This is a genomic window from Sphingorhabdus lacus (genome assembly GCF_009768975.1).
In the GTDB taxonomy this organism is placed as follows: domain Bacteria; phylum Pseudomonadota; class Alphaproteobacteria; order Sphingomonadales; family Sphingomonadaceae; genus Sphingorhabdus_B; species Sphingorhabdus_B lacus.
Window position 1 is genome coordinate 2,884,413 of the sequence record NZ_CP035733.1, and the last position, 21,804, is coordinate 2,906,216.

Below are 21,804 nucleotides of genomic sequence, written 5' to 3' on the forward strand. Positions count from 1 at the left end.
CAATTAACCGGCGGTTCGAAAGCAGAGCCGAAAAGACTCCTTTTTCTTGATAATTTCGGCTTTTACGCAGTGCGTGCTTCGAACTTGACGGTCACCGCTATTCATCTGGCAGCAATAACTAATGGTTAATGGAATATTGTCGTTGAGTGCCGCGCAAATGTGTTCAATTATGGGGCGTCAAACGTCCTGACCTTAATATGTGTTGCATTAGGTTTGACGAGATACTGTAAGATTTGCTGTGCGTCGCTCGGGCGGCAAATCCAAACTGGGAGGTTTCAGTAATGAAGAGTTTGTATCTGGGAACGGCACTAGCTGCCTTTTCCGTTATCGCCATCAGTCCGGCTTCGGCCGAACGGAACGGCGATCCGATTGCAGATAGCTATATCTGCGTGTTCAAAAACAATGTCGTTGCAAAAGCTGATGTTGGCGTAAAGGCCGACCGCGCCGTGCGTGATGGCGGTGGCCAGTTGAAGCAGGTATATCGCGATGCTGTTCGTGGGTTTGCTGCCAAGATGACCAAGACGGGTGTCGATGGCTTGAAAACGCGCAACAGCGATATTGCCTTTTGTGAACAGGACCGCGTGGTCTCGGTTACTCCGCTCGATGCAAGTGGCACGGTTGTTTATGCTTTGGGTGAAGTGAACGCGAGCAAGGGCCAGGACGGCGTGAAGCCGCCACCACCTCCTCCGCCTCCAGGGCCGACCCCTCCGCCTCCGCCCCCTCCACCGCCTACATCGGGCGTTCAGCAGACCCCTTGGGGTATTACACGCGTTGGCGGTGGTATTAACGGCACCTTTGCTACGGCTTGGGTCATTGATTCCGGCATCCAGCTGAACCATCCCGATCTGAACGTCGATGTCCCACGCAGCCGCAGCTTCATTACCGGTCTGACGCCTGACGACCAAAATGGTCACGGCACCCATGTTGCTGGCACCATTGCGGCCATCAACAACAATATCGGTGTGGTCGGCGTCGCGCCGGGTGCAAAGGTTGTTGCCGTACGTGTTCTCAACAAAAAGGGTAGCGGCTCAACCTCGGGCGTTATTGCCGGTGTCGACTATGTATCGCAAAATGGCGCCGCAGGTGATGTCGCCAATATGAGCTTGGGTGGCGGGATCAGTCAGGCATTGGACAATGCCGTAGTTGCCGCAGCAGCCAAAGGTATCCGCTTTGCACTCGCAGCCGGAAACGAAGCGACCAACGCCACAAGCAGCTCGCCCGGTCGAGCCAATGGGCCGAATATCTATACGGTGTCGGCCTTTGGCACGGGAGATGTATTTGCGTCATTCTCGAACTTCGGCAACCCGCCGGTCGATTTTGCGGAACCAGGTGTTGGCATCCGGTCCACATGGCTGGCCGGTGGCTATAATACCATCAGCGGTACGTCGATGGCGACACCACATCTTGCCGGGCTCCTGCTCGTTGGTCCCATCCGCAATGGCGGCACTGTGATAGGCGATCGTGATGGCAATCCGGACGTCATCGGCGTCCGTTAAATAATTGGATGGTGTAGGGGCCGGACAATGTCCGCCCCGAACCAGCCAGATATACATTCAAGAAAGGGCTCCGTGCGCGTTACTGCGTTCGGGGTCTTTTTTTAACCATGAAGCAAGCCATTTGGTGTGCCGAATACCCTTTTGGTCACCGGGCCATTATCCCTTTTAGTGGCTTGCCGTTTGTGTCCCCGCCAAATATTGAGGCGGCGAACGAAACGCTATTCCCAGGAAATTTGTATGAAAATCGCGATGATAGGATCAGGTTATGTCGGCCTTGTGTCGGGCGCATGCTTCGCCGACTTTGGTCATGACGTTGTCTGCGTCGACAAGGACGCACGCAAGATCGACCAACTCAACGCCAATATCATGCCGATTTTCGAGCCGGGTCTCGATATGCTGGTAAAGACCAACGTTGATGCGAAGCGTCTTTCTTTCTCGACCGATCTGAAGGCATCGCTGAAGGGCTGTGACGCGGTCTTTATCGCCGTAGGCACGCCTTCGCGTCGCGGCGACGGCCATGCCGATCTCAGCTATGTTTATGCAGCTTCGGAAGAACTGGCCGCAGCGATTGATCCCAAGACGGTCGTGGTGACCAAATCGACCGTGCCCGTTGGCACCGGAGACGAAGTGGAGCGGATCATCCGCGAAGCCAATCCCACGCTGGAATTTGCCGTCGTTTCCAACCCTGAATTTTTGCGCGAAGGCGCCGCCATTGGCGACTTCAAGCGTCCCGACCGGATTGTTGTCGGTACCGATGTTGAATGGGCCCGCGAAACAATGCGCGCCATCTATCGTCCACTGTTCCTCAATGAATCGCCTATTCTTTTTACAAGCCGCCGTTCTTCGGAGCTTATCAAATATGCCGCCAACGCGTTTTTGGCGACCAAAATCACCTTTATCAATGAAATGGCCGACCTTTGCGAAAAGCTTGGCGCCAATGTTCAGGACGTGTCGCGCGGAATTGGACTCGACAATCGTATCGGGTCAAAATTTCTGCACGCAGGTCCGGGCTATGGCGGCAGCTGCTTCCCGAAGGATACGCTTGCTCTGCTCAAAACCGCTCAGGATAACGATAGTCCGGTCCGCATTGTTGAAGCCGTCGTTCAAGCAAACGATCTTCGCAAGCGGGCCATGGGTCGCAAGATTATCGCTGCCCTGGGCGGGGATGCGCGGGGCAAGAAAGTCGCGCTGCTTGGCCTGACTTTCAAACCCAATACCGACGACATGCGTGATGCGCCGTCGATCGCGATTGTTCAGACCTTGCTGGATGCAGGCGCGCAAGTGCATGCCCATGATCCCGAAGGCATGGAAGAGGCATCGAAAATTCTCCCCGAAGTCGTCATGACAGACAGCGCCTATGCTGCTGCCGAAGGCGCAGATGCGGTTGCGTTGGTAACCGAATGGGATGCGTACCGCGCGCTCGACCTTGCCAAACTGCGTTCGGCAATGAACGGTGACGCGATGGTTGATCTGCGGAATATTTACCGCAGCAACGAAATTGAGGCCGCCGGCTTCCGTTACAGCAGCATCGGTCGCTAAACCGCCTGCGACGCCGCCAATATTTTGTCCGATTGGCGAAATCGGTCAAAGGCGGCGGCGATGCAGCGGGCGTAGGGACGGCCGCTGTCTTCTATCACAAGCTGATCCCCGTGCCATTTGGCAAGGCCGCGTTCTTCAAAGGGCTGCAATGCTCCTGTGGGATGGGCATCGGCGCGCACTTCGACATGGCCGTCGCATAACAACCGCTCGATCCAGCGGCTATGCTCCATGTCCTCGGCATCGGGTACAAAACCCCGCGAAGCGGCGAGCGCACCAGCATTTACCCGGTCGCGATAGGCGCCAATATTCTTCTCATTCTGGACGAGCAATCCGGGCAGCATGCTGATCGAACTCGCCCCAAAGCCCAGCAGCGTTTCGTTGCTGTCCTCGGTAAATCCCTGAAAATTGCGCCGTACCTTCCCGGCTTTCGCGGCGATGGCCAGCGGATCTTCAGGGAGAGCGAAATGGTCGAAGCCGATCGGCGCATAGCCCGCTTCAACAAGCATATCGAAACCTAAAGCGGATTGCTGGAACCTTAGATTTGCGTCTGGCAGGGCATCGGTGTCGATCCGCCGTTGTCGCGGGATCATCGACGGCAGATGGGCATATCCGAACAGCGCTATTCGTGTGGGACGCAGTGCGATGGCCTGCTTCAGGCTGTCGCGCACATCTTCCAGCGACTGATGCGGCAAGCCGTACATCATGTCGAAATTGATCGCCTTGATCCCGCGTGACCGCAGGGATGAAACGCAGGTTTCGATCAGCGCAAGGGGCTGCACCCGGCCAATGGCTTCCTGAACATGGGGGGTGAAGGTTTGGACGCCCATGCTCACGCGGCTGACATTCGATGCGGCCATAACCAGCGCCCATTCGGACGTAAATCCGCGCGGGTCTATCTCTACCGAGATTTCCGGCTGGCCAGCGGCAAAGACAGTGATGATGCGGTCCAGCAAGCGCACGAATTCGACCGTTGAAAGGGCATTCGGACTTCCGCCGCCAAAGGCGATTCGCTGCACAAAACCCCGTCCGCCGATATATTTGGCAACCAATGCCAGCTCAGCCTCCAGCGCATCAAGATAGGCCGCAAGACGTTGCGCTTTGGACGCTGCTCCGGTGTTGCAGCCGCAATACCAGCAGATCTGCTCACAAAAGGGGATGTGCAAATATAAGGAGAGCGGTGTTCCCGGGGCGACATTGCGCAATGCCCTCGCATAGTCATCCGGACCGACGCCCTCATGGAATTCCGCAGCGGTTGGGTAGCTGGTGTAGCGGGGCACGGGTCTGCTGAGCAGTTCGGGATAATATGGCCACATGCCACCTTCATAATTCCCGTCCGCGGCAAGACCTTGATCTGCGTCAAAGACTTTAAATTTGGACGCAGCAATATGACCCTACTGACAACAAGGTCAGCATAAGGAAATTGACATGAAATCTCTCTCCCTGAAAACAAGCATGCTGGTGGTGGCCATGGCCTTGGGGACCAGCGCAGCCCATGCCGAGGCAGGCGACACCTTCATCCGTATACGCGGTATCATGGTTGCGCCGACCGAAAGTTCGGGCCCCATATTGCCGGCCTTTCCCACCGAAGAGGTAAAGGTCAACAACAGCGTAATGCCCGAAGTCGACATCACCCATATGGTCAGCGACAATGTGGGGCTGGAGCTCATTGCTGCGACCACCAAGCATAATGCTTCGGGTACAAGCGGCACGACAGGCGGTATCGGCAAACTTGCATCCACCTGGGTGCTGCCGCCCACATTGACCGTGCAATATCATTTTGCCCCGGAAGCCAAAGTGCGCCCCTATGTTGGCGCGGGCGTGAACTACACGATCTTCTATTCCGAAAAGCCGTCGGCCGGTCTCGAAACGGCTGTGGGCCAGACCGACGTCAATTTGAAAGACAGCTTCGGCTGGGCCGCGCAGGCGGGGATCGATATCGATCTGAACGAGAAGATGTTCCTGAACTTTGACGTGAAATATATCGACATCGATACGACGGCGCGCTTGGCGACAACCGCCATCGGCACGCAGCGCGTGAAGATCAGCCTTGATCCAATCGTGGTCGGTGTAGGGGTGGGCTTCCGCATTTAAGAGACGCGCAGGGCGGCCAAGGGTCATTGGCCGCCCCGCGTAAGGCGGCGCTTCCGGGGGGAGGCGCCGCCTTTTTTAATGCTCAGCAGCAGTCTTCCGGGTCGCTGTCGTTCAGCTTTTTCCGCCGGTCGTTGGCCGCATGGCAGCCTTTTTTGCAGCAACCATGATCATCGCCTTCACCGGGGTGAGGTTGCTTTACAGGAATCGACACCCGCACGCCGGGCTGTCCGCACACGCCGACGGTCAGCGTCTTGCCTTGCGCCGGAAGGGGCGGGATGACCAATATGGCAATCGCCAAAAGAGCAGCCATACGCTTCACAGCGGGTCTTCCTCATCAATCAATATCCGTAAAGCTGCCCCGTCGGCATCGTCAAACTGTCCATTTTTCAACGACCAGAAAAAGGAGCCAAGGCCCAGAAGGCCAAGCCCCAGCGCCACCGGGATCAGCAAGGCAAGACCGGTCATTGGACCACCGCCCGCAGGCGCAGCGCGTTCGCAACGACAATCAGCGACGATCCGGACATTGCTGCCGCCGCGATCAATGGCGTGACATGGCCGGAAATAGCCAGCGGCACAGCGATGACATTATAGCCAATGGCAAGACCGAAGTTCTGCCGCACAATCTGCTGCGTCCGGCGCGCGGCACGCACAGCGGTCGCGACAGGGGTCAGGGCGTCGCCCAGGAAAACAACATCCGCGGCATTTTGCCCGACATCACTCGCCGATGCGGGTGCGATAGAGGCGTGACCTGCCGCCAGCGCCGGTCCGTCGTTAAGGCCGTCCCCGACCATCAGGACATGATGCCCCGCCCTTTTCTGCCGGGCAATGGCGTCCAGCTTGTCTTCGGGCAGCATGCCCGTCTGTGCCGTCAGCCCCAGCATCCGCGCCACTGGCGCAACGGCGCTTGCGCGGTCGCCCGATAAAATGGCTGATTCAATCCCCAATTGCGCAAGCTCGGTGATCGTCTCGGCGGCGGCGCTGCGCACCTGATCGGTGAAGTGGACGGTGAAGGGGGGCTGACCTGCAACCAACAATTGAGCAGCCATGCCCGCACTCGCCATATCAAAGTCGGGCCGGCCCAAGGACACTTCGCATGTTCCCGCCATGGCGTAGACACCTGACCCTGCAATTTCCCGGATGTTAGTGAGCGACGCGGCACTCGTCCCGGCACCTTCCAGTGTGCGGCGTATCGCCTCGGACAATGGATGGCGGCTGGCGCGTGCGAGTGCGAGTAATATGGACCTCTGTTCGCCATTCGCATCGTCAAGATTGACCGGTTCGGGACGTCCCAGGGTGAGTGTCCCCGTTTTGTCAAACATGGCGCGGTCTATCTCGGCAAGCCGTTCGAGCGCGCTGCCGTCTTTGACCAATATGCCTGCGCGCATTAACGCGCCGGCGACCACAATCTGCGCCGCCGGAACAGCGAGCCCCAGTGCGCAGGGGCAGGTAATGATCAATACAGCGACCGCCACTAGCAAGCTTTCATGCCAGCCAGCACCGGCCAACATCCAACCCAGAAAACTGACCGCTGCCAATGTATGTACAGCGGGAGCGTAGAGGCGTGCCGCCCGGTCGGCGACACGTACATAGAGTGATTTGCTCTGCCCCGCCTGTTCCATCAGCCGGGCGATGTCGGCGATGGCGGTATCGGGTCCGGTGGCGGTGACGGATATGGTCACGGGACTGTCGATGTTAAGCGTCCCTGCATGAATGCTGTCGCCCTCGTGCGCCATCTGCGGTGCAGACTCTCCCGTCAGTAAGGAGAGATCGAAACTGCTATTTCCTTTGACAATGATCCCGTCGGCAGCAACGCGTTCGCCCGCAGCCACGATCATGTTCATCCCGATGGAAAGCGCCCTGGCTTCTACCCAGCGGGTCTTTCCATCCTTATCCAAAACCATCGCGCCGGACGCCGTTTGCTTTAGCAAGGCGCTGACCCCGTCGCGCGCACGGCTGCGCATCACCACATCAAGCCAGCGGCCCGTGAGGAGGAAGAAAAGCAGCATGACAACGCCGTCAAAATAGGCGTGCGGGCCATGGGTGAAGGTTTCGAACAGGCTGAGCGCAGTCGTAATCAGGACGCCTATCGATATAGGCACATCCATATTGGTGCGCCCTTTGCGCAAGGCAGCCCAGGCCGAGCGAAAAAAGGGGCGACCGGCATAAGCCACTGTCGGCAACGCGATCAGAGCCGAAATCCAGTGGAACAGGTCCCGCGTGAACCCTTGCGCCCCTGACCATACCGATACCGACAGAAGCATGATGTTCATCATGGCAAATCCGGCAACCGCCATTGCCTGCAACATCTGCCGCGATTCCTGCTGCGTCCCGTCTATAACATCCCCTGTTATGGGAACGGCTTCAAATCCAATGTCGCCCAGGATTTTGACAAGCTGCGGCAAAGTCATATCGGGCAGATGGGTGATCGACACCCGTTTAGCGGTAAAGTTGACCCGGGCAGCAGCGATGCCAGGATTAAGCGCCAGACCATTTTCCAATTTGGATATGCATCCGGCACAGCGCACACCCGGTACAGCAAACTCCGTCTGGGGAAGCAGAACAGGATCGCGGTTTGGCGTAGTGGCGGTCACTGCAATGGCTCCCGCACATGGAAGATGTCGGCGTTTTTGCGCAGCGCGAGCTGCACATTCCATCGTCCTTGCGGCAAAGCTTCTTTCGATCGCAATTCGCCGTCACCAACGGTGACGAAAGTAAGGGCTTGGTCTTCCTTGCGTCCCAAGGGATGCAAGGCATCCCCGCTTGCCCGGACACCGTCCAGAGCGGCGCCATTTTTCTCGACAGACACGCGGATGTGCCTTTCGCTGTCCAAACGCGCCACAACTTGCCAGCCAAGCCGTTCCTGCCGGTCGGCGGCGTTCAGCCATATGTTGTAATTCTGGCTGGCAACATAGCTGTTATCGACGACGGTTCCGCCAAAGGTGCTGATGGCCATACGGGCCATGGTGAAATTGACGGCCATGACAACGGCAAAAAAGCTGACCAATATTGTTGTCATGTGCCAGCCGGTAAAGATGCGTGGTTTAGCAATACTCATTGGTCATCCTTCGGGCGTTCGAATATCAGGGTGTCGCTGTCGCCCCGTTCATCGCCTGTGCGGGCGCGGGCGCTTATCTGGAATTCCGTGCGGGCGGGACCTTTGGCGGGCGCCGCGATGAACAGCCGCACTTTGTGGACCGCATCGGGGTCGACGGCGAAATTGACATTTTGCCGGGCTGAAGCGCGATCGCCTTCGTCCGTCCAGACTTGCGCACCGGGGAGACCTTCGATGTAGATATCGACGATACGCGGCCGGGCCTGCATGTTGCGGATTTTGAGCGTGTAATTGTTCCGGATCGTCCCGTCCGACAATTGTACATAAACGGGATTGCGATCATGCTGCACGGCAAGATCGAGCCGTGTGCGCTGCCCCAGGGTAAACAGCATAGCGAGGCCAATGGCCGACCAGATGCCGAAATAGATGATCGTGCGCGGACGGAACAAGGTCTTGAGAACCGGCTTTCCGGTGCCCCCTTTCTTTTCGATGTCGGCATCGTCCAGCGTGCAATAATCGATCAGGCCGCGCGGTTTTCCAACCTGTGCCATCACCTTGTCACAGGCATCGATGCACAGTGCGCAGGTGATGCACCCGATCTGTGGTCCTTCACGGATATCGATACCCGTCGGGCACACCGCCACACATTGGTTGCAGTCGATGCAGTCGCCAAACGCGGCTGGATCGGCTTGCGCGGCTTTCAGGCTACCGCGCTTTTCCCCGCGCCAATCCTTATAGGTAACCAGCAGGGACTTTTCGTCCATCATGGCGGTCTGGATGCGTGGCCACGGGCACATGTAAATGCAGACCTGTTCCCGCATGAATCCGCCAAAGATAAAGGTCGTTGCGGTCAGGATGCCCACTGTGGCGTAGGCAACAGGTGCTGCGTTACCCGACCAGAAGTCGCGGACGAGTGTCGGCGCATCGGCGAAGTACATGATCCAGGCGCCGCCGGTCCAGAAAGCAATGAAGAGCCAGACTGACCATTTGCTCAGCCGCTTTGCAATTTTTTCGGCTCCCCAAGATGCCTTTTCCAGACGCAACTGGGCATTGCGATCACCATCGATAAACCGTTCGACATGCTGGAACAGATCGGTCCAGACCGTCTGCGGACAGCTATAGCCGCACCAGGCGCGCCCCACAGCACTCGTGACCAGAAACAGGCCAATTCCGGCCATAACCAGCAGGCCCACCACATAGTAAAATTCATGTGGCCAGATTTCGATCTGGAACATGTAGAAACGCCGGTTGGCCAGATCGACGAGGACCGCCTGATCCGGGGCGTAGGCGCCCCTGTCCCAGCGTATCCACGGCGTGATGTAGTAGATCGCCAGCGTAACCGCCATGATCGCCCATTTCAGGCGACGGTAAAATCCATCGACCGCCTTGGGATAAACGCCTTTGCGCGCTTGGTAGAGCGGTTGTTTGGGGCCGGTCAGGTCTTCAGGGCTGGACATTGGCGGCGACCTTTTCCGGGTCGGGGACCGCTGCCGGTGCAGATGCCGCATTAGCTTCACCACCGCCCAGCGAATGGACATATGCCGCCAGCATCTTGATCGTTACAGGATCCAAACGGTTGTTCCAGCGCGGCATTACGCCATAACGTGCTTTGGCAACCGTGGTCTTGATGCTCGCAATGTCGCCGCCATAGAGCCAGATGCCATCTGTCAGGTTCGGAGCGCCAAATTCGCGCATGCCTTTGCCATCGGTTCCGTGGCAAGATGAGCAGTTATTTGCGAACAAGGTTGCACCAGCCGCAGATTGCGCGCTGGGCTTGGCTTTGCCCGACAATGTCTGGACATAGGTCGCGACGGCGTCGATTTCGCCACCGCTCAAGACTCCGCCAAAGGCAGGCATTTGCGAAAAGCGTGTTTCTTCATGGTCCGGCTGACGGATGCCATGGGTCAGGGTGTAATGGATAGCAGGCAAATCGCCGCCCCACAGCCAGTCATCATCGTTGAGATTGGGATAGCCTTGGGACCCGGCAGCACCAGAGCCATGGCACTGCACACAATGCACCTTGAATGCAGCCCGGCCACCTTCGATCGCAGCCTGATACAGTTTTTCATTTCCGGCGAGCTGTTCAACAGGAATGGCCGCAAGCGCGTTGGTAATGGGGGCGCGCCGCAGTGTTTCGGCCTTCATCTGTTGTTCCAATTCCCCCCGGCTTGACCAGTTCCAAAGGCCAGGCGTCGATCCGTTGAGCAACGGGATGGCGGGGAAAAGGACGATATAGCCGATCCCCCACAGGATACAGGCCCAGAAGGTAAAGACCCACCAGCGCGGCATGGGGGTATCGAGTTCCTCAATGCCATCCCATTCATGTCCGACGGTTTGCGTTCCGGTTGGTGCATCGATGCGTTTATTCTCAGCCATTGTCATCGTCCCTGAAAATCATGGTGGCAGCGTCTTCGTTTCGTTGCCGGTTCGCTTTGCGAAAGGGCCAGGCGATAAGGATGAGGAAGATCACCCCCATCACCACCAGACCCCAACTGTCTGCAAAGTGGCGAAGATCGTTGTAATTCATCGTGGTTGCTCAAAGGGTTTGGCCTTTTGGTGATCGACCAGCGTTCCCAGCATTTGCAAATAGGCCACCACAGCGTCCATTTCGGTCACTTTGGCAGGGTTTCCGTCATAATCGCGAACCTGCGCCTTGGGGTAACGCGCCTGAAAAGCTGCGACGTCGGCATTGGGGTCTGCCTGCGCCATCAGATCGGTATCGGCCTCTTTGATGGCTTCCTTGCTATAGGGTACGCCTACCCGTGAAAGGGCGGTGAGATGGCCAGACATCTGGCCTGCGCGCACCGGCCGCTCGGCCAGAAAGGCGTAGGGCGGCATGATGGATTCGGGCACTACACTGCGTGGGTCTTTCAAATGGGCGCGGTGCCATTCGTCAGAATAACGGCCACCGACCCGAGCCAGATCAGGCCCTGTCCGTTTCGATCCCCATTGGAAGGGGTGGTCGTACATGCTCTCTGCCGCCAAGCTATAGGGGCCATAGCGTTCTACCTCGTCACGGAATGGGCGGACCATCTGGCTGTGGCAGACATAGCAACCTTCGCGGATGTAGATGTTGCGGCCGGTCAGTTCGAGCGGGGTATAGGGGCGCACGCCCTCCACCTTTTCCACGGTGGAATCGATCCAGAAAAGCGGGGCGATCTCCACGATGCCGCCAATCGCCACAGCGCCCAGTGCGCACAGGCCGAGTAGGCTTACGTTACGCTCCAGATTCTTGTGGCTGAAGGTTCCGGTTTTGGATGAGCTTGTCATTAGGGGTGCTCCTTATTCAGCCGGAACGGCGACATAGGGCCGGTCAGCTTCAGGATTATGGGGCGTTTCGGTCATCGGCTTTTCGACACGGATTTTGCCAGCGACCGTCATCCACACGTTGAAGACCATGACGAGCGCACCCGAGAGATAGAGCAGTCCACCAAAGGCCCGGATGAGGTACATGGGGAACATCGCGGCGACCGTCTCGGCAAAGGAGTAGACGAGATAGCCGTCGGCTCCATATTCGCGCCACATCAGGCCTTGCATGATGCCCGATACCCACATGGCAGAGGCGTAGAAAACGATGCCGAGCGTGGAGAGCCAGAAATGCCAGTTGATCATCCGCAGCGAGTACATCCGTTCACGGTTCCACAGACGTGGGAACAGATAGTAGAGGCAGGCAAAGGTGATCATACCATTCCAGCCGAGCGCGCCGCTATGCACATGGCCGATGGTCCAGTCGGTATAATGCGACAGGCTATTCACGGCCTTGATGGACAGCATTGGTCCTTCAAAGGTGCTCATGCCGTAGAAGGCGAGGGCCATGACCATCATGCGGATGATGGGGTCGGTGCGGATCTTGTCCCAGGCACCGTTGAGCGTCATCAGGCCGTTGATCATCCCGCCCCAGCTGGGCATCCAGAGCACGACCGAGAACACCATGCCAAGCGTCTGCGCCCAGTCAGGGAGCGCGGTGTAATGCAGATGATGCGGTCCTGCCCAGATGTAGAGGAAGATCAGCGACCAGAAATGGACGATCGACAGGCGATAGGAATAGACTGGGCGTTCTGCTTGCTTGGGTACAAAATAGTACATCATCGCAAGGAAGCCGGCGGTCAGGAAGAAGCCGACGGCGTTGTGGCCGTACCACCATTGGGTCAGAGCATCCTGCACCCCTGCAAAGGCGCTGTAGCTTTTCGAGCCGAAGATGCTGACCGGCATGGACAGATTGTTGACCAGATGCAGCATGGCCACGGTGATGATGAAGCTCAGATAGAACCAGTTGGCGACATAGATGTGCGGCTCTTTGCGCTTCACGATCGTGCCGACAAAAACCGCCAGATAGCTGACCCAGACGACCGTCAGCCACAGGTCAACATACCATTCGGGCTCGGCATATTCCTTACCCTCGGTCACACCCATCAGATAGCCTGTGGCCGCCAGCACGATGAACAGCTGATAGCCCCAGAAAACAAAACGGGCGAGACCGGGGAAGGCGAGTCTCGCCCGGCAAGTGCGCTGGACGACGTAGAAACTCGTCGCGATCAGCGCATTGCCTCCAAATGCGAAAATCACCGCAGAGGTGTGCAGCGGCCTTAAACGGCCGAATGTCGTAAACTCCAGATTGAAGTTCAGGACAGGGAAAGCGAGCTGCAGCGCGATGATCAGCCCGACCAGAAAACCCGCAATACCCCAGAACAGGGTCGCAATGGCTCCCCACCGGATCGGGTCATCATCATAATGCGATGCAACGGCGGCGCCGCTTAATGTCGGAAATTTTTGCGTCAGAAAATCAAAGCGGTTCATCGATGCCGCCATCGCAATCAACGCGGCAAGGCAGATAATGCCCATATGGACCGAATAAGCCTGGTCAGCCCCCAGCGCCATGGCGGCAAAGGCCATGACCGCGACAAAAAACCACACTCCAACGCGTGTTAAAAGAATATCCATAATCGTTCCCCGACCGCAGAACTATGTGCGGCTCGGGTTTGCGATGGTCTATTTGGGAAGTCCGATCATTGACCTAGGTCAAGAAAGGCAAAGATAGGATTTATGCGGCTTCCGCGAGATCCAGCAACGCCTGGCGGTCATGGATCACGACTCGCCGCCGGTCGGGGAGCGCTATTACGCCGCTGGACTTGATACGCGTCAACTGGCGGCTGACCGTTTCGATGGTAAGACCGAGTATGTCGGCCATTTGCTGGCGGTCCATTGGCAGCTCAAATTCGTCCAGATTGAGCAACGGTCCGGTGCATCCGTCCGCACTCAGCCGTTCGGATATGCGGAGGAGCAATGTGGCGATGCGTTCTTCGGCGGTTTTCTTACCCAGCAGCATCATCCATTGCCGCGCATCGTCCAATTCGATCAGCGTGCGCTGGAGTAGCTTATGCTGCAATTCGGGATGCTCGCGCGCGAACTGGTCGAATGTCGAGCGGTGGAAGACGCACACTTCGGCGTCGCTCAGCGCGGTTACGCTGTAGGGGCTTTCCTTGCCGAATGGCCGGCCGATGAAATCGGATGGAAAAACGATGCCGACAATCTGTTCACGGCCGTCTGCGGTCGAAACGCTGAGTTTAAGAACACCGGAAATGACATTTGCTACAACGAGCGAGTCATCTCCCTCCCAAACAAGCGTCTGCCCCCGCTTTACGGTCTGCTTGCGGCCTTTTTGGCCGAGAGCCAAAAGTTCATCGGGGCTCAACCCCGAACAAATGGCCCGGTTACGTACAACACATTGCGCACAATCGCTCATATTGGCTGGGTAGCAACTTTACGATGATGTGACAAACCGATTTAAATGGCGTCGCGGACCAGCCCCAGCACAGGTTCGGCCCATTCGGGGCGGCAAATCAGCAGATCGGGCATATAGACATCAGCTTGGTTGTAGACCAGCGGACTACCGTCGACCCGGCTGATGTGCAGCCCATAAGCAGCGGCAACGGCTGCGGGCGCACAGCTGTCCCATTCATATTGGCCGCCGGTGTGCAGATAAATTTCCGCCTCCCCGCGGACAACTGCCATTGCCTTCGCGCCTGCGCTGCCCATGGGGACAAGCTCGGCTCCGATTTTCTCGGCAACCGCCACGGCTTCTGCAGCAGGCCGGGTACGGCTAACCAGCATCCGGGGCTTTTCAGCGGCGGGTGGCAAAGGCTGTGGCTGGTCTGTCCGAAGCACAAGATCAAGTCCGGGCAACGCAACCGCGCCGATGGTTGGAACCCCGTCGATGGCAAGCGCGACATGCACGGCCCAATCCGTTCGTTCTTCCCCATATTCACGTGTGCCATCGACGGGATCGATGATCCACACGCGGGATTTGGACAGGCGGTCGGCACTATCCTTTTCTTCTTCGGATAACAAACCGTCATCGGGCCGCTGTTCGCGTAGCGCGTGGCACAGGAACTGGTTCGCGGTCTGGTCGCCAGCCTTCCCCAATGCCTTCAGGCTGAGCAGGCCAGATGCCCGCACCTCCAGTAACAATCGTCCTGCTACATCTGCCAGATGCGCTGCTAATTCGCTGTCGTTCATCTCCATCCTCACTTCAGGGGCATCAGGAGACGGATGATATGTTCAGCAGCATCTGCCGCTGTCATCTCGACCGTGTTGACGCGAATTTCGGGATTGAACGGTGCCTCATAGGGGCTGTCGATACCCGTGAAATTCTTCAACGCCCCGCTTCGCGCCTTTTTGTAGAGGCCTTTCACGTCACGTTCTTCGGCAACCTCAAGCGGCGTATCGACGAAGATTTCGACAAACTCGCCTTCGGGCATCATGGCGCGGACCATGTCGCGTTCGGCACGGAAGGGCGAAATGAAAGCGGTCAGGACAATAAGTCCCGCGTCCGTCATCAGCTTCGCGACTTCGCCAACGCGCCGGATGTTTTCAATCCGGTCAGCTTCGGTGAAACCCAGATCCTTGTTCAGGCCGTGGCGCACATTGTCACCGTCCAGCAGGAAGGTGTGGCGGTTCATCAGGTTCAGGCGTTTTTCAACTTCATTGGCAATGGTCGATTTGCCTGAACCCGACAAACCGGTGAACCAGAGAACACGGGGCTTCTGGTTCTTCAGATTGGCATGTTCCTCACGGCCGATGTCAGTCGCTTGCCAGTGCACATTCTGCGCGCGGCGCAAGCTGAAGTGCAGCATGCCTGCACCCACCGTGCGGTTGGTGATCTTGTCGATCAGGATGAACCCGCCCAAAGCGCGGCTGTCGGTATAGGGTTCAAAAACGATGGGCTTGTCGGTGGCAAGCTCGGCAACCCCGATGGCGTTCAGTTCGAGCGTCTTTGCCGCCAGATGCTCCATCGTGTTCACATTGACAGTATATTTGGGCTGCTGCACCGTTGCAGAAACCATCTGCGTTCCAAGCTTCAGCCAATAAGAACGTCCGACATGCAGGGGATCGTCATCCATCCAGACGATGGTGGTTTCAAACTGGTCGGATACTTCGGGCGGATTGTCAGCCGTGGCAATCACATTGCCGCGCGAACAGTCAACTTCGTCCGCAAAGCATATGGTAACGGACTGTCCGGCGACAGCTTCTTCCAGTTCGCCTTCCAGCGTCACGATTTTGGTGACGGTCGAAGTTTTGCCCGACGGCAACACGCGGATGGCGTCGCCCGGCTTTACCGAGCCGGTCGAAATCAGGCCCGAAAAGCCACGGAAGTCGAGATTGGGACGGTTCACCCATTGGACGGGAAGGCGGAAGGCCTTGCTTTGGTCGTCGGTATTGTTGAGCTCGACGGTTTCCAAATGCTCCATCAATGTATCGCCGCTATACCAGGGCGTGTTGGCAGAGCGCGATGTGATATTGTCGCCGGCAAGACCCGAAATGGGAATGCAGGTGAAATTCTCGCTGATGCCGGCCTCGCGCACAAAGGCGCGGAAGTCGTCGCAAATGGAATTATAGCGTTCCTGATCATAGCCGATCAGGTCCATCTTGTTGACCGCCAGAACGATGTTTTTCACACCGATCAGGTGCGCCAGATAGGCATGGCGCCGCGTCTGGACGATAACGCCCTTGCGTGCATCAACCAAAAGGATCGCGAGGTCCGCGGTGGAAGCACCGGTCACCATGTTCCGAGTATATTGTTCATGGCCCGGACAATCGGCGACGATGAATTTGCGCTTTTCGGTGGCAAAGAAGCGATAGGCGACGTCGATGGTGATGCCTTGCTCGCGCTCGGCGGCGAGGCCATCGACCAGCAATGCAAAATCGATTTCCTGGCCCTGGGTGCCGACACGCTTGCTGTCGGCCTGCAACGCTTCCAACTGATCTTCAAAGATCATCTTGGAATCATAAAGCAACCGCCCGATCAGGGTTGATTTGCCGTCGTCGACACTGCCGCAGGTGATGAAGCGCAGTAGGCTTTTATGCTGGTGCGTTTCGAGATAAGCGTCGATATCCTCGGCGATAAGGGCGTCGGTCTTGTAGATGGTATCTGCTTCCGACATCAGAAATAACCTTCCTGCTTCTTCTTTTCCATGCTGGCGTCGCCGCCATCCTTGTCGATGACCCGGCCCTGACGTTCGGACGTGGTGGTCAACAGCATTTCCTGAATGACCTCGGGCAAGGTCTTTGCATCACTCTCGACCGCACCGGTCAAAGGGAAGCAACCCAAAGTGCGGAAACGGATCGAACGCTCGGTGATTTCGGGACGCTTGCCCATCACACGTTCCAGGCGCTCGATATCGTCGGCCATGAACAACTGGCCCTGATATTCATAAGTAGGCCGCTTCGCGCTGAAATAGAGCGGAACAATGGGTATGTCGTTCAAATGAATATATTGCCAGATGTCCAGCTCGGTCCAGTTGGAGATCGGGAAAATCCGGATGCTTTCGCCCTTGGTCTTGCGGGCATTGTAGAGATTCCACAATTCGGGCCGCTGGTTCTTGGGGTCCCAGCCATGGGTAGCCGTGCGGAACGAGAAAATGCGTTCCTTGGCGCGGCTCTTTTCCTCGTCACGCCGCGCGCCACCAAAGGCAGCGTCGAAACCATAATGGTCGAGTGCCAATTTCAGGCCTTCTGTCTTCCACATATCGGTGTGCAGCGGGCCGTGATCGAACGGGTTAATGCCCCGGTCCATGGCTTCCTGATTTTGATACACGAGCAGTTCCATGCCGCTCTCTTTGGCCATCTGGTCGCGCAGCTTGTACATATCCTGAAATTTCCAGGTGGTATCGACGTGCAGCAGCGGAAAGGGCGGCGGCGATGGGTAAAACGCCTTGCGCGCAAGATGCAGCATGACCGCACTGTCCTTGCCGACCGAATAGAGCATTACGGGCCGTTCGGACTCAGCGACTACCTCGCGCATGATGTGAATGCTCTCGGCTTCCAGTCGTTCCAAATGGGTCAATATGCGCGCCATCGCTACGTTAGCTCCTTAATCTGTTGTCGAATCACTTGCCCGTCAAAAACGCGACTTGAACCTCCCATATGGGAGGATATAGTGCAGCGATGCGCACCGACGATGACAGCCTGTTGCAATCGCTTTATGAAGGGATGTTCGAAACGCCCCTATGGCGTGGATTTCTTAACAAGTTACTTGCCAAAACCGGCTCTGATACTGTCAAACTGCTCTTTCAGCCTTCCGACGAGGAGCGCATCATCGAACTGTCGGCGGGTAACGCGATAGTGCTCGAAGAAAGCATGTTGCCGGAAGGAGGCCGGCGAATCGGGGATGTCATTGCGTTTCGGTCGATGCGCCCCAATCGCGTCTATGCGCAGGACGAGTTGCTGGAACTTGCTGAAACAAGGCGGGTTGATATCCCCCCGCTTGCCAACAACCCAGAACCTTTCAAACAACTGCGTGCCATCCGGGTCACGGAGCCCGGTGGACTGGACCTGTGGCTCTTGTGTTCGGGCGGAAAAAATATCGGTTCAGCAACCAGCGCATTGCTGACTGCCCTGGCACCACATCTGCAAATTGCCCTGCGCAGCCATGCGGCACTTGAACGTGAACGATTCCGCTCTTCCATCACGGGCCAGGCTTTTGACCGGCTGAAGATGGGATGGCTGTCGCTGGATGCCGGATGTCATATCATAGATGCGACCGACAATCTGGATCAGCTGTTTCAATGGGGCGGCGCTCTCCGCCGCGGCCGTTATGACCGGCTGGTTCCCGCTTCTCCTGCCATAGACCGGGCTCTGACTGCATTGGTGAAAAGTTTCGCCGCCAATAGTGATGCCCGGCCACAGGCATTTAATCTCAGCAAGGACCCATGGGTCGAAATGCTGGTCACACCACATCAAAGTCCCAACTTTGCCGGCAGCAGGACGCCTGTTGCGATTGTCTATATCAGCGGAGACCGCCGCTCACAGGCTGATCGATGCGACCAGCTTGTCGATCTGTTCGGACTTTTGCCAAGCGAAGCGCGGCTCGCTTGGATGCTGGCCCAAGCGACCAGCATATCCGAGGCAGCCGACGCGCTGGGCCTTACGGTCGAAACGGCGCGCAACTATTCGAAAAAAATATATGCCAAAACTGGAGCGCGGGGCCATGCAGAATTGGTGCGGATCATTCTGACCAGTGTCCTCGCAATCAGTTGAATAACTGGATTCCGATTTTGCTTGCGACTCCTGTGAAATGATATAAATATGATATCATATTTAATGGGAGGTTTTAATGACGGAACCGGTTACAACTTTGAACGCTAGCCGCGAAGCGCGCGCAGGCGGATTTAGCGGCTATCTCGCTCTTTTGCTGATGCTCGCCTTTCTGGGTTATGGCATTTGGTCCCTGGTCGGGGTCATTGAAGGCGGTGACAACGCGGCAGCGACCGACTTCATGGGGCTCATAGGGTCGCTATTCCTGTTCTTCCTGCTTTCGGCTGGCTTTTACATGATCCAGCCTAACCAAGGCGTCGCGATTACCTTGTTCGGTGCCTATAAAGGGACCGACCGTAATGAAGGTCTCCGCTGGGTCTGGCCATGGATGGGTAAGGCGAAAATCTCGCTGCGCGCAAACAACCTGATTTCGGAGAAGATCAAGGTCAATGATCTGCGCGGCAACCCGATCGAGATGGCGGCGCAAGTTGTCTGGCGTGTGACCGACACGGCGCAGGCGCTGTTCGATGTTGATGATTATAAAGCTTTCGTTCTGGCGCAGATCGAAGCTGCGGTGCGGACCATAGGCGCGCGTTACCCTTATGATGATTTCACCCACCAGGAGGTCACCTTGCGCGGCAATCATGATCAGGTCGGAGCCGAACTGCGCGCCGAGTTGATGGCGCGGCTGGCGGTGGCGGGTATTACCGTCGACGAGTGCGGCTTCACACATCTTGCTTATGCGCAAGAAATCGCCGGGGCCATGTTGCGCCGTCAACAGGCCGAAGCCGTCGTGGCCGCGCGCAAGACTTTGGTCGAAGGTGCAGTCGGCATGGTCGAAATGGCGCTGGAAATGCTGTCGGCCAAAAATGTGGTCGAACTGGATGATGAGCGGCGGGCAGCGATGGTGTCCAACCTGATGGTCGTGCTGTGCGGTGAACGCGACACGCAGCCGGTCGTAAATACCGGCACGCTGTACAGCTAAGGATAACGGCTTGGGCGCTCCTCCGAAAAAGGCCTTTCCGCTTCGCATCGACCCCGCGCTTTTCGCGGCGGTCGAGCGGACGGCGGCGGCCGATTTCCGGAGCGCCAACGCCGAAATAGAGGTGCTTCTGCGAGAGGCGCTGGCCCGGCGCGGGGTCAAGGTCGGGGTTAGCGAAGCGCCCAAGCGCGGGCGTCCGCCGAAGGAAGCGGGCTCAAGCTAGCTTGGGTCTGGCGGGTGGCAATTTGCACCCAAGAAGACAGATTTGGATGAAAGGCTGAAGAAAATGCTGCATCATTTCATGGAAGAAGGCCCATGGTTCCGGGCCAAGCGTTTTGGTTACGGTGCGGGGCTTCCGTTCAAATGGCAGGGATGGGTTTTGCTGCTTTCCCATATGGCGGTCTTATTGGGTATTTCGCTATTTCTGGCGGAACGTCCGCTTGTCATGTTACCTTTGGTCCTGGTGGTCGCGCTTGGACCAATGCCAATATATGCCGCCCGCACCGAGGGTGGCTGGAAATGGCGTAATGGCAAGGATTGACCTCGCGATTTAGGTCATCATGCCCCTAATCGTCGCCATGCCAAATCGGCAAATTCGCACAATAGGGGCCGGGTGTCGCGTGGATCGATGATATCCTCGACATTGAATTTCTCCGCGGTGCGGAAGGGGGACGTCACAGCGTCCAGCCGCGCCTTGATCTCCGCAAGCTTGGCGGCAGGGTCCGCAGAGGCGGCTATTTCGGACTTATACGCCGCCTCCAGTCCGCCCGCGATGGGTAGGCTTCCCCAATCGCCTGATGGCCAGGCAAAGCGGTACTGGAAACGCTCCCCGTTCGACATCGCGCTCCCTGCAATACCATAGGCGCGGCGGATGATGACCGATGTCCAGGGTATCCTCGCCTTGTAGACCGCGTTCATTGCTTCAACGCCGTAGCGGATCGTGCCTGTCCGCTCCGCCTCCAGCCCGATCATGAAACCGGGATTGTCGACCAGATGGACAACCGGCAGGCGAAACCGTTCAGCGAGTTCGACGAAGCGCTTCACCTTCTGGCTCGTCAGCGCCTCCCAAGAGCCGCCAAGATATGTCGGATCGGATGCGAGCACGGCGACCGGCCATCCGTCCAGCCGGGCAAAAGCGGTAATCGCCGCGCGGCCCCAACGTTTGCCCATTTCAAAGACGCTGTGCTGATCGAACACTGCGGTCATGACGGCCCGCATGGAATAGACCTGCTTTTCATCGCGCGGGACGATAGATAGCAATTTCTCTTCGCGCCGTTCTACCGGGTCGGAGCTGACCGTCCGCTCGGCTAGCCGATCGACTGACGGCGGCAGATAGGATAGAAATCGGCGGGCAACAGCGAAGGCTTCATCCTCGCTCGCCACTTCCTCGTCGACGACCCCATTGCGGGTATGGATCTCAGAGCCGCCCAACTCCTCCTTCGACAGCGCTTCGCCGATCTGGGCTGCGACCACCGGTCCGGCGGCGAACAACTGGGACAGGCCTTTGACCATGATGGAATAATGGCTCGCAACCGTGCGCGCGGCGCCCATGCCGGCTGTGGGACCAAGCGCCAGCGCGACGACAGGAACGGTTTCCAGATTGGTGACAATATCCTCCCACCCCGGCGTGACGGGCACATAGGTGAAACCCATATCCTCGAGGCTTTTGACCGACCCTCCACCTCCGGTTCCGTCGATCATACGGATCAGGGGCAGGCGCATCTCGTGCGCCATTTTTTCTGCCTGCACGAATTTGCGGTGCAATGCCGCATCCGCCGCCCCGCCGCGGACAGTGAAGTCGTCGGCGGTTGCGACTACAGGCCGTCCGTCTATCCGCCCTCGTCCGAAGATGAAGTTGGAGGCGGCAAAGTCGGTCAGTTCGCCTGTATCATCATAGCTGCCCCGTCCGGCAATCTTGCCGATCTCGCGAAAGCTGTCGGTATCGAGCAGCCGCCGGATCCGTTCGCGCGCGTCGAGCTTCCCCTGCCCATGCTGGCGCGCCACCTTCTCCATGCCGCCCATATTCTCGGCCAATGCCTCCCGACGGCGGATATCTTCGACTTCTTTTTCCCAGCTCATGCGGTGTCCTTCGCAACGGACGATTTGCGGCC

Annotated in this window: 22 protein-coding genes; 7 read left to right on the plus strand and 15 right to left on the minus strand. The window is 57.6% G+C overall.

Annotated elements, in window-relative coordinates; all coding sequences use genetic code 11:
• Window positions 1-281 precede the first annotated feature (281 nt).
• On the plus strand, window positions 282-1,496 hold the full coding sequence (locus EUU25_RS13570) for a S8 family serine peptidase (protein WP_158901819.1): 1,215 nt from the start codon (window positions 282-284) through the stop codon (window positions 1,494-1,496).
• A 237-nt stretch (window positions 1,497-1,733) separates the two neighbouring features.
• A complete protein-coding gene (locus EUU25_RS13575) occupies window positions 1,734-3,035 on the plus strand; it encodes a UDP-glucose dehydrogenase family protein (RefSeq protein WP_158901821.1) in 1,302 nt (433 codons plus the stop codon).
• Here the strand turns inward: EUU25_RS13575 and hemN are convergent.
• On the minus strand, window positions 3,032-4,348 hold the full coding sequence (gene hemN / locus EUU25_RS13580; RefSeq protein ID WP_158901823.1) for an oxygen-independent coproporphyrinogen III oxidase: 1,317 nt from the start codon (window positions 4,346-4,348) through the stop codon (window positions 3,032-3,034). The two genes, EUU25_RS13575 and hemN, sit on opposite strands and share 4 nt — an antisense overlap.
• A gap of 112 nt (window positions 4,349-4,460) precedes the next feature.
• On the opposite strand from hemN, the gene EUU25_RS13585 reads away from it, so the two are divergent.
• A complete protein-coding gene (locus tag EUU25_RS13585) occupies window positions 4,461-5,126 on the plus strand; it encodes an OmpW/AlkL family protein (RefSeq protein WP_158901825.1) in 666 nt (221 codons plus the stop codon).
• A gap of 82 nt (window positions 5,127-5,208) precedes the next feature.
• Here EUU25_RS13585 and EUU25_RS13590 read toward each other — a convergent pair whose 3' ends face one another.
• The 13 genes from EUU25_RS13590 to cysD form a co-directional block, all read right to left on the minus strand.
• Window positions 5,209-5,445 carry a hypothetical protein gene (locus EUU25_RS13590; protein ID WP_158901827.1) on the minus strand — a complete coding sequence of 79 codons (237 nt, stop codon included), beginning with the start codon at window positions 5,443-5,445 and terminating at the stop codon, window positions 5,209-5,211.
• Window positions 5,442-5,591, minus strand: a complete 150-nt coding sequence (gene ccoS / locus EUU25_RS13595; RefSeq protein WP_158901829.1) for a cbb3-type cytochrome oxidase assembly protein CcoS — start codon at window positions 5,589-5,591, stop codon at window positions 5,442-5,444. The genes EUU25_RS13590 and ccoS overlap by 4 nt, the downstream gene beginning before the upstream one ends.
• Entirely contained in the window at window positions 5,588-7,723 is a 2,136-nt protein-coding gene (locus tag EUU25_RS13600) for a heavy metal translocating P-type ATPase (protein WP_425505219.1), read from the minus strand. The genes ccoS and EUU25_RS13600 overlap by 4 nt, the downstream gene beginning before the upstream one ends.
• Complete coding sequence (locus tag EUU25_RS13605; RefSeq protein ID WP_158901833.1) at window positions 7,714-8,181, minus strand: FixH family protein; 468 nt, start codon at window positions 8,179-8,181, stop codon at window positions 7,714-7,716. Before EUU25_RS13605 ends, EUU25_RS13600 begins: the two co-directional genes overlap by 10 nt.
• Window positions 8,178-9,635 (minus strand): cytochrome c oxidase accessory protein CcoG, encoded by a 1,458-nt coding sequence (gene ccoG / locus EUU25_RS13610; protein WP_158901835.1) that lies wholly within the window; start codon window positions 9,633-9,635, stop codon window positions 8,178-8,180. Before ccoG ends, EUU25_RS13605 begins: the two co-directional genes overlap by 4 nt.
• On the minus strand, window positions 9,622-10,554 hold the full coding sequence (ccoP, locus tag EUU25_RS13615; protein ID WP_158901837.1) for a cytochrome-c oxidase, cbb3-type subunit III: 933 nt from the start codon (window positions 10,552-10,554) through the stop codon (window positions 9,622-9,624). The genes ccoG and ccoP overlap by 14 nt, the downstream gene beginning before the upstream one ends.
• The gene (locus tag EUU25_RS13620; RefSeq protein WP_158901839.1) at window positions 10,547-10,705 is read right to left on the minus strand and encodes a cbb3-type cytochrome oxidase subunit 3; all 159 of its coding nucleotides are present in this window, start codon (window positions 10,703-10,705) and stop codon (window positions 10,547-10,549) included. Before EUU25_RS13620 ends, ccoP begins: the two co-directional genes overlap by 8 nt.
• Complete coding sequence (ccoO, locus tag EUU25_RS13625) at window positions 10,702-11,448, minus strand: cytochrome-c oxidase, cbb3-type subunit II (RefSeq protein ID WP_158901841.1); 747 nt, start codon at window positions 11,446-11,448, stop codon at window positions 10,702-10,704. The genes EUU25_RS13620 and ccoO overlap by 4 nt, the downstream gene beginning before the upstream one ends.
• 12 nt (window positions 11,449-11,460) lie before the next feature.
• The gene (ccoN, locus tag EUU25_RS13630; RefSeq protein WP_158901843.1) at window positions 11,461-13,119 is read right to left on the minus strand and encodes a cytochrome-c oxidase, cbb3-type subunit I; all 1,659 of its coding nucleotides are present in this window, start codon (window positions 13,117-13,119) and stop codon (window positions 11,461-11,463) included.
• A gap of 100 nt (window positions 13,120-13,219) precedes the next feature.
• Complete coding sequence (locus tag EUU25_RS13635) at window positions 13,220-13,921, minus strand: Crp/Fnr family transcriptional regulator (RefSeq protein ID WP_158901845.1); 702 nt, start codon at window positions 13,919-13,921, stop codon at window positions 13,220-13,222.
• A 41-nt stretch (window positions 13,922-13,962) separates the two neighbouring features.
• The gene (locus EUU25_RS13640; RefSeq protein ID WP_158901847.1) at window positions 13,963-14,694 is read right to left on the minus strand and encodes a 3'(2'),5'-bisphosphate nucleotidase CysQ; all 732 of its coding nucleotides are present in this window, start codon (window positions 14,692-14,694) and stop codon (window positions 13,963-13,965) included.
• 8 nt (window positions 14,695-14,702) lie between these two features.
• Entirely contained in the window at window positions 14,703-16,619 is a 1,917-nt protein-coding gene (gene cysN, locus EUU25_RS13645) for a sulfate adenylyltransferase subunit CysN (protein WP_158901849.1), read from the minus strand.
• Window positions 16,619-17,533: a sulfate adenylyltransferase subunit CysD gene (gene cysD, locus EUU25_RS13650; protein ID WP_158901851.1), complete on the minus strand. Its 915-nt coding sequence runs from the start codon at window positions 17,531-17,533 to the stop codon at window positions 16,619-16,621. The genes cysN and cysD overlap by 1 nt, the downstream gene beginning before the upstream one ends.
• 89 nt (window positions 17,534-17,622) lie before the next feature.
• Here cysD and EUU25_RS13655 point away from each other — a divergent pair, with 89 nt between their 5' ends.
• The 4 genes from EUU25_RS13655 to EUU25_RS13670 all read left to right on the plus strand — a co-directional run bounded on the left by EUU25_RS13655 (window position 17,623) and on the right by EUU25_RS13670 (window position 20,234).
• Window positions 17,623-18,714 carry a helix-turn-helix transcriptional regulator gene (locus EUU25_RS13655; protein ID WP_187351276.1) on the plus strand — a complete coding sequence of 364 codons (1,092 nt, stop codon included), beginning with the start codon at window positions 17,623-17,625 and terminating at the stop codon, window positions 18,712-18,714.
• Between the two features lie 76 nt (window positions 18,715-18,790).
• The gene (locus tag EUU25_RS13660) at window positions 18,791-19,696 is read left to right on the plus strand and encodes an SPFH domain-containing protein (protein WP_158901853.1); all 906 of its coding nucleotides are present in this window, start codon (window positions 18,791-18,793) and stop codon (window positions 19,694-19,696) included.
• Window positions 19,697-19,706: 10 nt separating this feature from the next.
• Window positions 19,707-19,916: a type II toxin-antitoxin system antitoxin gene (locus tag EUU25_RS13665; RefSeq protein WP_158901855.1), complete on the plus strand. Its 210-nt coding sequence runs from the start codon at window positions 19,707-19,709 to the stop codon at window positions 19,914-19,916.
• Between the two features lie 63 nt (window positions 19,917-19,979).
• Window positions 19,980-20,234 carry a hypothetical protein gene (locus EUU25_RS13670; RefSeq protein WP_158901857.1) on the plus strand — a complete coding sequence of 85 codons (255 nt, stop codon included), beginning with the start codon at window positions 19,980-19,982 and terminating at the stop codon, window positions 20,232-20,234.
• Between the two features lie 17 nt (window positions 20,235-20,251).
• Here EUU25_RS13670 and EUU25_RS13675 read toward each other — a convergent pair whose 3' ends face one another.
• A complete protein-coding gene (locus EUU25_RS13675) occupies window positions 20,252-21,772 on the minus strand; it encodes an acyl-CoA carboxylase subunit beta (RefSeq protein WP_158901859.1) in 1,521 nt (506 codons plus the stop codon).
• Between the last annotated feature and the right edge of the window lie 32 nt (window positions 21,773-21,804).

Coding starts and splice junctions, on each gene's coding strand:
- EUU25_RS13570 (WP_158901819.1), top strand. CDS start 282: ATGAAGAGTTTGTATCTGGGAACGGCACTAGCTGCCTTTTCCGTTATC.
- EUU25_RS13575 (WP_158901821.1), top strand. CDS start 1,734: ATGAAAATCGCGATGATAGGATCAGGTTATGTCGGCCTTGTGTCGGGC.
- hemN (WP_158901823.1), bottom strand. CDS start 4,348: ATGTGGCCATATTATCCCGAACTGCTCAGCAGACCCGTGCCCCGCTAC.
- EUU25_RS13585 (WP_158901825.1), top strand. CDS start 4,461: ATGAAATCTCTCTCCCTGAAAACAAGCATGCTGGTGGTGGCCATGGCC.
- ccoS (WP_158901829.1), bottom strand. CDS start 5,591: ATGACCGGTCTTGCCTTGCTGATCCCGGTGGCGCTGGGGCTTGGCCTT.
- EUU25_RS13605 (WP_158901833.1), bottom strand. CDS start 8,181: ATGAGTATTGCTAAACCACGCATCTTTACCGGCTGGCACATGACAACA.
- ccoG (WP_158901835.1), bottom strand. CDS start 9,635: ATGTCCAGCCCTGAAGACCTGACCGGCCCCAAACAACCGCTCTACCAA.
- ccoP (WP_158901837.1), bottom strand. CDS start 10,554: ATGGCTGAGAATAAACGCATCGATGCACCAACCGGAACGCAAACCGTC.
- EUU25_RS13620 (WP_158901839.1), bottom strand. CDS start 10,705: ATGAATTACAACGATCTTCGCCACTTTGCAGACAGTTGGGGTCTGGTG.
- ccoO (WP_158901841.1), bottom strand. CDS start 11,448: ATGACAAGCTCATCCAAAACCGGAACCTTCAGCCACAAGAATCTGGAG.
- ccoN (WP_158901843.1), bottom strand. CDS start 13,119: ATGGATATTCTTTTAACACGCGTTGGAGTGTGGTTTTTTGTCGCGGTC.
- EUU25_RS13635 (WP_158901845.1), bottom strand. CDS start 13,921: ATGAGCGATTGTGCGCAATGTGTTGTACGTAACCGGGCCATTTGTTCG.
- EUU25_RS13640 (WP_158901847.1), bottom strand. CDS start 14,694: ATGAACGACAGCGAATTAGCAGCGCATCTGGCAGATGTAGCAGGACGA.
- cysN (WP_158901849.1), bottom strand. CDS start 16,619: ATGTCGGAAGCAGATACCATCTACAAGACCGACGCCCTTATCGCCGAG.
- cysD (WP_158901851.1), bottom strand. CDS start 17,533: ATGGCGCGCATATTGACCCATTTGGAACGACTGGAAGCCGAGAGCATT.
- EUU25_RS13655 (WP_187351276.1), top strand. CDS start 17,623: ATGCGCACCGACGATGACAGCCTGTTGCAATCGCTTTATGAAGGGATG.
- EUU25_RS13660 (WP_158901853.1), top strand. CDS start 18,791: ATGACGGAACCGGTTACAACTTTGAACGCTAGCCGCGAAGCGCGCGCA.
- EUU25_RS13670 (WP_158901857.1), top strand. CDS start 19,980: ATGCTGCATCATTTCATGGAAGAAGGCCCATGGTTCCGGGCCAAGCGT.
- EUU25_RS13675 (WP_158901859.1), bottom strand. CDS start 21,772: ATGAGCTGGGAAAAAGAAGTCGAAGATATCCGCCGTCGGGAGGCATTG.